General features: G+C 69.9%; 8 protein-coding genes and 1 pseudogene. 5 read left to right on the top strand and 4 right to left on the bottom strand.

Annotated elements, in window-relative coordinates; genetic code table 11:
* The first annotated feature begins 163 nt into the window (after positions 1–163).
* Together KSO98_RS12800 and KSO98_RS12805 are read left to right on the top strand one after the other, a co-directional pair.
* Positions 164–2,425 carry a glycosyltransferase family 2 protein gene (locus tag KSO98_RS12800; RefSeq protein WP_225286002.1) on the top strand — a complete coding sequence of 754 codons (2,262 nt, stop codon included), beginning with the start codon at positions 164–166 and terminating at the stop codon, positions 2,423–2,425.
* A gap of 59 nt (positions 2,426–2,484) precedes the next feature.
* Positions 2,485–4,011 carry a helix-turn-helix domain-containing protein gene (locus KSO98_RS12805; protein WP_225286105.1) on the top strand — a complete coding sequence of 509 codons (1,527 nt, stop codon included), beginning with the start codon at positions 2,485–2,487 and terminating at the stop codon, positions 4,009–4,011.
* A gap of 171 nt (positions 4,012–4,182) precedes the next feature.
* On the opposite strand, the pseudogene KSO98_RS18940 reads toward KSO98_RS12805, so the two are convergent.
* A pseudogene (locus tag KSO98_RS18940) lies at positions 4,183–7,680 on the bottom strand (glycosyl hydrolase); the annotation flags it as partial.
* 65 nt (positions 7,681–7,745) lie between these two features.
* Between KSO98_RS18940 and KSO98_RS12815 the strand changes: the two are divergent.
* From KSO98_RS12815 to KSO98_RS12825, 3 genes are all read left to right on the top strand, one after another.
* Entirely contained in the window at positions 7,746–8,531 is a 786-nt protein-coding gene (locus KSO98_RS12815) for a glycerophosphodiester phosphodiesterase family protein (protein WP_225286003.1), read from the top strand.
* The gene (locus KSO98_RS12820; protein WP_225286004.1) at positions 8,528–9,898 is read left to right on the top strand and encodes an MFS transporter; all 1,371 of its coding nucleotides are present in this window, start codon (positions 8,528–8,530) and stop codon (positions 9,896–9,898) included. The genes KSO98_RS12815 and KSO98_RS12820 overlap by 4 nt, the downstream gene beginning before the upstream one ends.
* Positions 9,899–10,031: 133 nt before the next feature.
* Entirely contained in the window at positions 10,032–10,412 is a 381-nt protein-coding gene (locus KSO98_RS12825; protein ID WP_225286005.1) for an RNA polymerase-binding protein RbpA, read from the top strand.
* 16 nt (positions 10,413–10,428) lie between these two features.
* On the opposite strand, the gene KSO98_RS12830 is transcribed toward KSO98_RS12825, so the two are convergent.
* From KSO98_RS12830 to lnt, 3 genes are read right to left on the bottom strand one after another with little or no spacing between them, the layout of a single operon-like run.
* Positions 10,429–10,926: an FxsA family protein gene (locus tag KSO98_RS12830; RefSeq protein ID WP_225286006.1), complete on the bottom strand. Its 498-nt coding sequence runs from the start codon at positions 10,924–10,926 to the stop codon at positions 10,429–10,431.
* The gene (locus tag KSO98_RS12835) at positions 10,923–11,681 is read right to left on the bottom strand and encodes a polyprenol monophosphomannose synthase (RefSeq protein ID WP_443680816.1); all 759 of its coding nucleotides are present in this window, start codon (positions 11,679–11,681) and stop codon (positions 10,923–10,925) included. The genes KSO98_RS12830 and KSO98_RS12835 overlap by 4 nt, the downstream gene beginning before the upstream one ends.
* Entirely contained in the window at positions 11,671–13,167 is a 1,497-nt protein-coding gene (gene lnt, locus KSO98_RS12840) for an apolipoprotein N-acyltransferase (protein WP_225286008.1), read from the bottom strand. Before lnt ends, KSO98_RS12835 begins: the two co-directional genes overlap by 11 nt.
* Between the last annotated feature and the right edge of the window lie 289 nt (positions 13,168–13,456).

A 13,456-nucleotide genomic window follows, 5' to 3' on the forward strand; every position in this document is an offset into this window, starting at 1 on the left:
GTTTCGCACCTGCCGGGCCTCATCGTGCCGGATAATCCGCTGTCGCAAGCAATGATGGGAAAACAACGGGGATCCGGTGATGATGCGCGCAGGGACGGCACAGGGCGCGGCGTCAGCGACGGCACCGCGGCGTCAGTGGGGCGCGGAGCGTCGGGCGGAGCCGATGCCGATCGTGCATCTGCGCCCCTCGGTGCGCAAGCTCACCTGGGGCCGCATCGCCATCGCCTTCACGATCCTGTGCTGGGTCGGCTACCTGGTCTCGACGGTCTTCCGGCGCTTCCTCAACGACGGTGCCGGATTCCGGTTCACCATGGAGGCGCTCGGCTACCTCGCCGTGGTCACCGCACTCAGCTTCTCCGCGCTGATGTATCTCGTCGCGCGCCAGGGCGCGCTGCGCCGCTTCCGTGAGCACCGCCGGGTGCCGCGCGGCATGCTCGACGCGCACTTCACCCACGAGCACGGCGCCCTCACGGTGCTGGTGCCGTCCTACGCCGAGGAGCCGGACGTCGTTCGGCTCACGCTGTGGAGCGCGGCGCTGCAGGAGTATCCCGACCTGCGGGTGGTGCTCCTCGTCGACGACCCGCCGTTCCCCACCGACCCAGAGACCCTCGCGCAGCTCGAGGCCACCCGAGCGCTCGCCGAGGAGATCGACGAGGCCCTGGCGAAGCCCTGCGAGCGGGCCCAGAGCGCGTACGACCACGCGGTGACCGTGCTGGGCGAGGTCTCGGCGCACACCGTGGCGCCGGTGGAGCTGGTCCGCGGTCTGGCCGAGGAGTACGAGGCCGCGGCCTCCTGGCTGGAGGAGATGGGCCGCGAGGAGGTCGTCGCCGACCACGTCGCCGAGTTCTTCGTCGAGCAGGTCCTGATGGGCCTCGCCAGCGAGCTGCGGCTGACCCTGCTGGCCCTCACCGCCGTCGTCGCCGACGGCGGCCAGCTGCCGGCGGTGCGCCTGCTCGAGCTGCACAGCCGCCTCATCTGGATCTTCGGCGCCCGCCTCGGCACCTTCGAGCGCAAGCGCTACGCCTCGCTGTCCCAGGAGGCCAACAAGGCGATGAACGTCAACGCCTACCTCGGGCTGATGGGGTCCGCCTGGAGGGCCGAGGAGACCGCGGCCGGCGTCGAGCTGCGGCGCCTGGCGCCGGGCACCGAGGCCGAGCCCGGAGACCTCGACATCGAGATGACCGATTACGTCCTGACCCTCGACGCCGACTCGCTGCTGCTGCGCGACTACTGCCTGCGGCTGGTCTACTTCCTGGAGCAGCCGGAGAACGACAAGGTCGCGATCGTCCAGACGCCCTACTCGTCGTTCCGCGGCGCCCCGACCCGCATCGAGCGGATCGCCGGCGCCACCACCGACATCCAGCACATCCTGCATCAGGGCCTGACCGAGTACGACGCCACCTTCTGGGTCGGTGCCAACGCCGTCATCCGCCGCCAGGCGCTCGAGGACATCGTCGAGGTCGACACCGTCGGCGGCCACGAGATCCGGACCTACATCCAGGACCGCACCGTCATCGAGGACACCGAGTCCAGTGTCGACATCGCGGCGGCCGGGTGGCGGCTGGTCAACTACCCCGAGCGGCTCAGCTACAGCGCCACCCCGCCGGACTTCGGCTCGCTGGTCGTGCAGCGCCGGCGCTGGGCCAACGGCGGTCTGTTGATCCTGCCGAAGTTCTGGCGCTCGCGTCGTGCCCGCGCCAAGGCCGGCCAGCCCCTGCGCCTCCTCGAGGTCGCGCTGCGGGTGAACTACATGGCCTCGCTCGCCTGGGCGAGCCTCGGCCTGATCTTCCTGCTGTTCTACCCCTACGACGGTCGGCTGCTGAGCCCGCTCGTGGTCGGCGCCGCGCTCCCCTACTTCCTCGCGATGGCCAGCGACCTGCGCCTGTGCGGGCATCGGGGCCTGGACGTGTTCCGCATCTACGGGTTCAACCTCGTCCTGCTGCCCGTCAACCTCGCGGGGGTGCTGAAGTCGGTCCAGCAGGCGTTCACCGGTGAGAAGATCCCGTTCGCGCGTACGCCCAAGGTGCGCAACCGGACCGCGGCCCCGGGGCTGCACGTGCTCGTCCCGTACCTGGTGGTGGGCTTCTCCGTGCTCACCGCGTGGCGCGACTTCCACCACCAGAACTGGCCCAACTTCGCCTTCGCCGTCTTCAACGCGGTCCTCGCGCTGGCCGCGATCCGTGCCTACATCGGCGTGCGGTCCTCGCTCGTGGACATGGCGATGGGCGTGGTGAACTGGCTGATGGTGCCCAAGCGCTCCGTCCCGGTGCAGCCGGAGCTCGCGCTCGACGGCCCGCAGGCGCAGGCCGTCGACTGGGCGGGCATCCTCTACCACGGCGACCGCCGTCTCGACCGCGACCTGCGCCGCAACGACGACCGCCGTACGCGCCTGGTCGATGCGCCGAGCCGCCCGCGCCGCCGCTGATCCCAGGCCCTCCGCGCGCCCTTGTTGTGCTATCTCATATGTGAGTTATCGTCTTCGGCATGACGGATGACTACAAGGGCCGTATCGGCAACCTGGTCCGCGACGCCCGCAAGCACCGTGGGCTGACCCAGACGCAGCTCGCGGAGCGCCTGGCCACGTCTCAGAGCGCCATCAACCGCATCGAGAAGGGCCAGCAGAACCTCTCGCTGGAGATGATCGCGCGGATCGGCAGCGCTCTGGAGTCCGAGATCGTCGCCCTCGGCGCCGGTCCGACGCACCTGCGTGTCACCGGCCCCACCACCCTGTCGGGCGAGATCGACGTCAAGACCTCGAAGAACGCCGGGGTCGCGCTGCTGTGCGCCACCCTGCTGAACAAGGGGCGCACGACGCTGCGCAAGGTCGCGCGCATCGAGGAGGTCAACCGCCTGCTCGAGGTGCTCAACTCCCTGGGCGTGCAGACCCGCTGGCTCAACGAGGACAACGACCTCGAGATCATCCCGCCCAAGGTGCTGCGTCTCGACGCGATCGACGAGGCCGCCGCCCGTCGTACCCGCTCGGTGATCATGTTCCTGGGCCCGCTGCTGCACCGCTCCGAGGAGTTCCAGCTGCCGTACGCCGGCGGCTGCAACCTCGGCGAGCGCACCGTCGAGCCGCACATGGCCGCGCTGCGTCCGTTCGGGCTGCAGGTCAAGGCCACCGACGGCTCGTACCACGCCTCGGTCGACCCGAAGATCCAGCCCGGTCGCCCGATCGTCCTCACCGAGCGCGGCGACACCGTCACGGAGAACGCGCTGATGGCCGCGGCGCTGCACCCCGGCACCACCGTGATCCGCAACGCCTCGTCGAACTACATGGTCCAGGACCTGTGCTTCTACCTGCAGAAGCTCGGCGTGACCGTCGAGGGCATCGGCACCACCACGCTCACCGTCACGGGCCTGGAGGAGATCGACGTCGACCTCGAGTACGCGCCGTCCGAGGACCCCATCGAGGCGATGTCGCTGCTCGCCGCGGCGATCGTGACCAGCTCCGAGATCACCATCCGCCGGGTGCCGATCGAGTTCATGGAGATCGAGCTCGCGACCCTGGAGGAGATGGGCTTCTCCTACGAGCGTGGCGCGGAGTACGCCGCCCTCAACGGCAAGACCCGGCTGGTCGACATCGTCACCAAGCGCTCCATGCTGCGCGCTCCGCTCGACAAGATCCACCCGATGCCGTTCCCCGGCCTCAACATCGACAACCTGCCGTTCTTCGCCGTGATCGCGGCCGTCGCCCAGGGCCAGACACTGTTGCACGACTGGGTCTACGAGAACCGCGCGATCTACCTGACCGAGCTCAACAAGCTCGGCGGCCAGGTCAAGCTGCTCGACCCGCACCGCGTGATGATCGAGGGCCCGACGCACTTCTCCGGCACCGAGATCGTCTGCCCGCCGGCGCTGCGTCCGGCCGTGGTGATCCTGCTGGCGATGCTGGCCGCCAAGGGCACCTCGGTGCTGCGCTCCACGTACGTGATCGCGCGTGGGTACGAGGACCTCGCCGAGCGTCTGAACCAGCTCGGTGCCAACATCGAGCCCTTCCGCGACATCTGAGCCGCACCCGGCCCGAACGAGCAGAAGGAGGCCCCGGCGCGGGGGTGCGGCGGCTGGGCGGTCTGGGCGTCGGCCCCCCCCCCCGTGGGGGGCCGTGACGACGGCCTCGGGGCGAAGGGCCACCGGGCCGAGCAGGCCCGAGTCCGGCACCGGCTTGCCGGCGGCGGTCCGCTTGTTCAGCAACGTGTTGGTGACCCGTACGGAGATGGTGTTGGTGCCGACGTGCAGCGCGGAGGTGACGTCCACGACGTACGGCGCCCACAGCGCGCGCGGCAGGGTGGTCCCGTTCGCGGTCACCTGGGCGATGGTGCCCACCCGACCCAGGTCGAGCTGCAGCCGACGGCCGGCGAGGTCGGCCGGGGTGAGGCTCACCGTGGTCTGGTAGACGCCGCTACCGGAGAAGTTCGGGTCGGTCCTCGTCCAGCTCCCGAGCGTGGTCGGGACGGCCGTGGCGCCGTCCTTCTCCAGCCGCAGGGTCCATGGCCCGTCGAGCGCGATCGGCGCGAGCGGGTCGCTGACGGTGACGCTGCCGTGGAACGTGTGGCCGTGGTCGGTGCCGGTCAGCTCCGTGGCGCCGGGGTGGTCGAGCAGCACCGTGGCCTGCAACGCGCCGCCATGCGACGTCGTCACCGACTCCGCCATCAGGTCGCCGATGAGATGCGCTGTGGCCTTGGTGCCAGCGCGGAACACGACGGCGATGGTCTCGTCGGGCTCGAGGGTGAGCGGCACCGTGGTGCTGGCGCGGGCGCCGTGGCCATCGGTGTCGTACGTGCCGGCCACCCGTGTCTCGCCGGAACGGAGATCCCACAGCTCGGGGACGCCGTCGACCGGGAAGGTCGCCCGGGTGGTGACCTCGTCGGCCGACTCGTTGTAGAGGACGAACGAGGTGTCGCCGTCCCGCTCGGTGCGAAGGACGCGCAGCGCGGGTGCCGCCGGTGAGAGGGAGGCGGCCACGACGCCGGTCTGCTGTGCCAACGGGGTGAGCTCGGCGGCGAGCGCCTCTCGGGTGCTCGCGTACGGCACGACGGCGACCGCGCCCGCCCCGTGGCGGGTCCAGTCGGCGCCGGCGCCCCCGAAGAGGTCGGTCAGCGCGTCGGTCAGCTCCCGGTCGCGGCCGGTCGCCTCGTGGGTGGGGAGCTCGCCCTCGATGACCACGTGGCCACCGGTCTGCACGAATCTGGCCAGGGTCCGCACCGTCGCCAGGTCGATGACGGGCGTCGTCGGCACGACCACGGTGCGGTACGAGGCCTGCCCGATGTGCAGCTCTCCTCCCTTCGAGGTGGCCTGGAACCGGGTGTGCGGGTCGCCGGAGAACGAGCCGTCGCTGACCATGTCGAAGTCGATCTGGCCCTGCTCGAGGGCGTAGGCCGCTGTGGAGAGATCCGCGTCCAGCCGGTGCGCGGGCTCCGAGGCCCAGGTCTGCTCGGCCGCGCGCTGCGGCTGCAGCAGCACGGTCCGGGCGCCGTTCCTGCCTCGAGCGAGCTCACTCACCCGACCGATCCAGGCGTCGACGTCGCCCATCGCGTCCCAGTACGTGCTGGACGGGCCGAACGGCGGCGCGAAGTACACCTGATTCTCGTCGGTCCACATGGCGTGCAGCGCGTAGTCGTTGATCCCGCGGGTGGTCAGCGCGCCGACCGTGGCATGGATGAACTGCGGCGCGACGTCCCACCCCGAGTTGCCGAAGACCTCCGAGAGCGAGCGCTGAGCGCCGCTGAGGTGAGCGGCGGAGGAGGCGTTGCGGCCCAGCGTGGTCTGGTGTCCGGCCACGTAGTCACCGGTGATCATGTCGGTGCCCGGCACCTGGGCGTACTGGTTGTCCTTGGAGAGGTCGCCGGTGCTGTGCATCCGCTGTTGCGGACCGTTCTCGTCCAGCAGCGGGTTGGTGATCAGCTGGAGGCCGTGCTCGTCCATCCAGGTGGCCTGGCGCTGGTAGTAGTTGGTCGCGTACGCGTTGTTGACCGCACGCCAGTAGTCGCCCGCCTTCTGCTCGCCGGTGCGGCCTAGCTGCTCGTAGGCGGCGGTGTAGGCCACGCCCGGGGTCGAGCCCTCCTCCGTGATCAGGTCGGTGACGCTGCTCGACCACGGCAGCGCCTTGAACGGCCACGGCTCGGCTGAGGAGAGGAACGGCTCGTCGTCCCAGAAGCCCGGCACGACGGTGCCCATCGCCCAGCCGAAGCGGCGCACGTACTCGCCCTGTGCGAAGTCGAACAGGTAGTCGCTCACCTTCGGGTCCAGGGTGTTGAGATAGCCCCGCGTGTATCCGGTGGAGTCATCACTGAGGGTGGTGGTGCCGTAGGTGTCCAGTTGCCACGTGCCCGCGGGCACCTTCCACGTGCCGCTCTCGAGCTCGGGGGTGAGCTCGACGAGGTCCGCGGCGTCGGTCGAGCCGACCGGGCGGGCCGCTGCTGCCATCGCGCCTTCGATCCTCACCAGCGGACCGCCGAACCCGGCGACCTGGTCGCCGGTGTCGAAGCTGCGGGAGAGCAGCACCTGACCGCTCGGGTCGGTGACCACCAGGTTGTCCCAGGTCACCCGCTGCAGACCCTCGATCGCGTCCTGCACGCCGACGCCGCCGTACTCGGCACTGACGGCAGGTGCGCCCGTCGGGTAGGCGCCGTCGACGGCGGTCGGCTGGACGGTCTTGTTGATGGTCGGCGTGATCCGGTCGCCGGCGACCTTGACGGTGATGGTCTGGTCCGAGCGAGGGTTGAAGCCGGGGGTCGGGACGCCAGCGGTGAGCTGGCTGCGCTGGCCCTTGCCGGGACCATCGACGCGCCAGACGGCGGCGCGTCCCTTGACGTCCACATCGACCAGGTAGCCCTGCGAGCCGTCCGCGTTGGAGCGGACCATCAGCTGAGCGCCGGACTTGGTCAGATGCACCTTGCCGGTGGCGGTGTAGTCGGTCCACTGGACGCCTGGGGTGAACGGGTGCGCACCCTCGCGGATGCTGGCGTCGACGACGAGGCGACCATCGGCGACGCTCAGGCCGCTGGACATGCTCGGGTCGACCGTCGCCGGGCCCGTGATCACCTGCGTCGAGCGCTGCAGCGCCTTGAGCCGCATCTCGGGGTGCGCCGCCACGGTCCGGTCCCCCACCGTGCCGCCGTTGGCGATGAGGCCGCCGGCCTTGCCGCTGGGAAAGTTGCTGTCGTTGAACAGCCAGATGTGCATGCCGGTGCGCTGGGCCTCGCGAAGGACGTGCTCGACGATGTCGAACCAGCCGTCGGTGAAGTAGGCCGGCTGCATCTGGTCTCCCCCGTAGGGGAAGAGCACCGCGGAGTAGATGCCCTTGTCGCGCATCTCCCGCATCTGGGTGTCGACGACCTGTGGCGTGACGGTGCCGGTCCAGTACCAGTAGAGCATCGGACGGCTGTCGGGGGTCGGGTCGGCGAAGCTCGCTGCATCGAAGCCGCCCGCGGAGGCGGGGGTCGGGCGGTCGGCCTCCTCGAGGGGCGCGCCCGCACCGGCGAGAGCCGGTCCGCTCGATGCGATCACCGACAGAGCGAGTGCCGCAGCTGTGGCGGCTCCGAGACGAGAACGCCGTCTCGGCGAGTTGAAACGAATCACAATCGACCTTTCGTTGAAGGTGGAGGCGCGTACGATCGATATCGCGCGCACTGTGACGTACGACACTAGTTCGATCCGCGAGATTCTGTAACGTTTCATTCAGCATGTGGGCACTCCTGCCCGGCTGCCGCGGGCACGCGGCCCCCGCGCGACATACTGCTCTCGTGACCTCGCCCACCGTGCTCGCCTTCGCCCACCGGGGCGGCGCCTACCACCCTGAGATCGAGGGGCTGGAGAACACCCTCGCCGCCTTCGAGCACGCCGTCGCGCTGGGCTACACCCATCTCGAGACCGACGTGCACGTCACCCGCGACGGCGTGCTGCTCGCCTTCCACGACGACGTCCTCGATCGGGTCACCGACCAGAAGGGCGCGATCGCCCACCTCACGTTCTCGGACGTGCGCGCCGCGCGGATCGGCGGCCGTCACCAGGTGCCCACCCTCGCGGAGCTCTTCGACTGCTTCCCCGACGCGACGTTCAACATCGACCTCAAGTCGGCGGGCTCCGTCCGGGCGCTGGCGTCGTTCCTGGAGGCCCGCAACGCGCAGGATCGGGTGATGGTCGGCTCGTTCGGCATCCGCCGGATGCGCGAGTTCCGGCGGCTCACCGGAGGCCGGGTGCCGACCGGTGCGCACCCCGGCGAGGTCGCCGCCTACCTCCTCTCGCCGAGCGTCCGGGTGGCGCGCCGACTCGCGGGTGACGACTTCGCCGCCTTCCAGGTGCCGCGTACCCGGACCGTGGCGGGGCGCACGGTGCCGATCGTGACCCGGTCCTTCATCGAGCGCGCCCATCGGGCCGGCAAGCAGGTGCACGTGTGGACCATCGACGACCCGGACGAGATGCGGATGCTCCTCGACCTGGGCGTCGACGGCCTGATGACCGATCGCACCGATCTGCTGAAGTCGGTGCTCGTCGAGCGTGGCCAGTGGGCCGCGGAGGACGGGTCGTGAGCGCTCTGGGCGACTTCGCCGCAGTGCACCGGCGCCGCCAGCAGAACGCCTGGAACTGGTACGACTGGGCCAACTCGGCGTTCTACACCACCGTGCTCACGGTGATCCTCGGCCCGCTGATGATCACGGTCGCCGGACGCGCCGCGGGCTGCGGTGACAGCCCGGACGACACCTGCTCCCGGACGGTCGACGTGATCGGCCTGCACCTGGCCGCCGGCTCGCTGCCCTCGTACCTGACGAGCTTCGCGACCATCGCGAGCGCGTTCGTGCTGCCGATCGTCGGAGCGATCGTCGACCGCAGCGGACGCAAGAAGCAGCACATGGCGTGGTTCGCCTGGTCCGGCGCCTTCGTCGCCTCGCTGCTGTTCTTCCTGCGTGGCGACCACTGGCAGCTGCCGGCCGTCGCGGTGGTGGTCAGCTCGATCCTCGGCGGCTGCTCGCTGGTGAGCTACTACGCGATGCTCAACGACATCTCGACCGAGGACGAGCGCGATGGCGCCTCCTCGCGCGCGTGGGCGTTCGGGTATCTCGGCGGCGGAGTGCTCCTGCTGATCAACCTCGTCATGGTCCAGCTGCACGGCACCTTCGGCCTGGAGAAGGAGATGGCAGCACGACTCTCGCTGCTCTCCGCGGCGCTGTGGTGGGCGGGCTTCACGATCATCCCGATCGTCCGCCTCGAGAACGTCGGTCCGGTCAACGTGGTCCCCGAGACGGGTGGGCTGCTGCGTCGCAGCTTCGGTCAGCTCTGGACCACGCTGAAGGAGGTCCGCACCTTCCCGATGACCTTGCCGTTCCTGCTGGCCTACCTCTTCTACAACGACGGCATCCAGACGGTCATCTACAGCGCCTCGATCTTCGGCTCCAAGCAGCTGCACTTCGGCGATGCGGTGCTGATCGCCGCGATCCTGCTGATCCAGTTCGTCGCCTTCGGCGGCGCGCTCTTCTTCGGCCGGTGGGCCGAGCGGTACGGCGCGTACCGGTGCCTGCTGTACGGCACCTACGCCTGGATGGTGATCGTGCTGGCCGCCATGTTCCTGCCGGCGCGCAACGTCACCCTGTTCCTCGTCGTCGGGATCGCGATCGGCGTCGTCCTCGGCGGTACCCAGGCGCTCTCGCGCTCGTTCTACAGCCTGCTCATCCCTCGTGGGCGCGAGGGCGAGTACTTCGCCCTCTACAACGCCTGCGAGCGCGGCACGTCGTGGTTCGGCACGCTGCTGTTCGGCATCGTCTTCCAGATCACCGGGTCCTATCGGCCCGCTATCGTCTCGCTCGTCGTCTTCTTCGTGCTCGGCGCCTTCTTCCTGCTGCGCCTGGATCCGCGCCGGGGCATCGAGGACGCGGGCAACGTCGTGCCGTCATCCCTGTGAGGGCCGAAAAGTCAAGAGTGATGTGACCCCCTTCATAGCGTGGACGGAATCTTCGGCCCGCGGTTACCGTTGAAAGAGTCGAAGGGTTCGGCACACGACCCTGACTCTTGGGGGAAAGTAAAGGAGGTGGCCCATGGCAGAGCGCACATTGCGTGGCGCCCGACTCGGCGGCCAGAGCTTCGAGGACGAGCGCGGCATCGAGTTCGCCGCTCGTCAGCAGGTCGGCTACAAGTGTTCGCACGGACACCAGTTCGAGATCACCATGTCCGACGAGGCCGACGTGCCGGCGACGTGGGAATGCCCGCGCTGCGGTGCTGAGGCGCTCAACATCTCCGGAGCACTTCCGGAGGAGAAGAACGAGAAGCCGGCCCGTACGCACTGGGACATGCTCCTCGAGCGTCGTTCGGAGAAGGAGCTGGAGGACATCCTCAAGGAGCGCCTCGACCTGCTCCGCGGCGGCGAGATCGGCCCCGCGCACCTGCACCGACCCAGCAAGAAGAAGGCCGGCGTCTGATCCCCTACGCGGTGGACTAGCGCTGGTCGTCGTCGACCACCTCGCCCTGGACGACCGGTCCCCGACCGGCTCCGGGGCGAGTTGCATTTCCGGCCGCGCCCGACGGCACGACGACGAGCCGCCTGGCCACGATCGCGGTCAGCACGCGGCGCGCCGCGGGCCGGGTGAACGGCAGGATCAGGGCGAAGCCGACCAGATCCGTGACGAAGCCCGGGCTGATCATCAGGGTGCCGCCGATCACGATCAGCACGCCGTCGGCGAGCTCGCGCGCCGGCATCCGGCCGGACGCCAGCGCCTCGCGCAGGGCCGCCCAGGCGCGGCCACCCTCGCGCTTGACCAGCCAGCTGCCCAAGAACGCGTCGGCGATGAGCAGAAGGACCGTCCACCATGCGCCGATCACCTGACCGACCTGGATGATGACGTAGATCTCCAGGACCGGCATCACCACGAAGGCGAGCAGCAGGAGCCACGGCCAGCGGCGCCGCCGCGGACGCTCGGCCGGCGACGGCGTCATCGCTTGTCCAGTGCGTGCCGCAGCTGTGCCCGGCGCTCCTGCAGACCCCAGCGGGTGACGAGCTTGAGCGACTCCGAGGCGACCGCACCGCTCATCTTCGAGGCGCCGCGCACGCGCTCGACGAACTCGATCGGCACCTCCTTGACGACCAGGCCCGCTCGGACCGTACGGGTGGCGAGGTCGGTCTGGAACACGTAGCCCGCCGACTCCACCGAGGCCAGCTCGATCTTCTCCAGGGTCTCGCGTCGGAAGACCCGGAAGCCGGCGGTGGCGTCGCGGATGCTCAGGCCGAGCAGCATCCGTACGTACAGGTTGCCGCCGCGCGACAGCGCCTGGCGCGACAGCGGCCAGTTGACCACCGAGCCGCCCCGGACGTACCGGGAACCGATCACCAGGTCGGCGCTCCTCAGCGCCTCCAGGAGGCGGTGCAGCTGCTCGGGCTGGTGCGAGCCGTCGGCGTCCATCTCCCCGATGACGTCGTAGTCACGCTCCAGCGCCCAGGCGAATCCCTCGAGGTAGGCGGCACCGAGACCGTTCTTCACGGTGCGGTGCAGGACGTGCACGCGGCTGTCCGTGGCGGCCATCTCGTCGGCGAGCGCTCCGGTGCCGTCCGGGGAGCTGTCGTCGACGATCAGGACGTCGACCTCGGGCTCGGCGCGGCGCAGTCGCTCCACGATCCAGCCGATGTTCGCCGCCTCGTTGTAGGTCGGGACGACCATGACGACCCGCCCGAGGGCGCTCAGATCAGTACTCACGTTCCGTCTTCCGCTTCGACCTGCTGTTGATGGCGCTGAGGATCAGCCTAACCAGCACCAGCCCGGCAGCGACCTGACCGGGTAGGCCGCCGAGCCACATCGCCGGGCTCGTGCCGCTGATCAGGGCGACCTGGTGGTCGAGCACGGCCCGGGTCCGGGTGGGAACCGTGGCGACGACGTGGCCGTCCGGCGCGACGATCCCACTCAGCCCGTTCAAAGAGGCGACCACGGCGTAGCGCCCGGCGGCCATCGCCTGGACCCTCGTGATCGCGAACTGCTGGGCGACCTGGTCGGTGCCGATGAAGCTGGCGTTGCTGGTCTGTACGGTCAGCAGCCGACCGCCGTTGCGGGTCTGTGGGTCCACGACACCGTCGAAGGCGATGTCGAAGCAGATCGCGTCCGTCACCGGCACCGTGCCGACGAGCAGCGGCGTCTGCCGGGTGCCGGCCACCATGTCGTACGACAGTTGGCTGAGGCCGCTGAAGTTCCGGTCCCCGAGCAGGCCGCGCATCGGGAGGTACTCGCCGAACGGCACCGGGTTGTGCTTGGTGTAGCGGTCCCCCGGGCCCGTCACCGGGTCCCAGACGATGCCCTGGTTGAGCACGTGCGTCTTGTCCGGCGCGTTCGGCAGGCCGCCGACCACGACCGGCACGCCGATCGCCTGCACGGCGGCCCAGATGCCGTCGTTGGTCGTGGTGTCGGTGATCGGGTCGGTCGCGGTGGCGTTCTCCGGCCAGAGGACGAAGTCCGGCTCCCGCTGTGTCCCCGCGGCGACGTCGCGCGCGAGCTGCTCGGTGAGGGCCACGTGGCTGGCGGTGACCGCGCGGTAGTTGGCCAGGACGTCGCCGTCGCCGGGGACGTCGCCCTGGACGAGGGCGACCTGGAGGCGCCCTTCGACGTGCCCGTTCCACGGACGCCACAGCGGGACGCTCACCAGGGCGCACACCGCCACCAGGACGCCGAGGGCGCGCCGCCGGCGCGGTGCGACCACGAGCCGGGCGATCAGCGCGCCGAGGAGCGCGAGCACGAGGCTCACTCCCCCGGTCCCGAGGTAGGGCAGGGCGGGCGCCAGCGGCGTGTCGGCCACCGCGAACGACAATCGCCCCCAGGGCATCCCGCCGAACGGGAACGTGCCCCGCGCCCACTCGATCGCGATCCACGACAACGACGTCCACAGCGGCCAGGCGCGCAGGCGCAGCAGCACTGCGTCGACGGCGCTGAGAAGCATGAGGAAGAGCGCCATCGCCGCCGACAGGCCGATCCAGGCGCCGGTGCCGATGGACTCCTGGAGCCACCAGACGTGCAGCCCCGCGAAGGCGGCACCGAAGCCGAGCCCGGGCACGAGCGCCGCTCGGGCCGATAGTCCGCGCAGGCACAGCAGTCGGGCGGCGATCGTGAAGGGGATGACCCACGGGAGGGTCAGCGGCTCGAAGGCCGCCGCGAGGACCGCGCCGGCGAGCACGGCGATCAACAGGCGGCGGCGCACCGGGTCAGATTAGAGGAATGCCCGGAATGCCCGGGGGTACAGATGCGCAACGCCCCTCCTCCGCTTCGGGCCGAGCCTGCTCGCGACTGGATGCCGGGCGAGGTCTCGTTGTCTACAGCGGGGTGGGGCGTTGCGGATGTCCGGACGAACTGGCCTAGATTCGCCCTTAGTTACTTAACAGTCAACCCCGCTCTGACCTGGGGAAACATGTAAAGCCGCAGGTCAGAGCGTGTTTCGCATCACAGGATTTCAGTCTCGAAATCCTTGGCGTCGGCGTGTCGCGGGCAAC

This window comes from Nocardioides nematodiphilus (genome assembly GCF_020216525.1).
Taxonomy (GTDB): domain Bacteria; phylum Actinomycetota; class Actinomycetes; order Propionibacteriales; family Nocardioidaceae; genus Nocardioides; species Nocardioides nematodiphilus.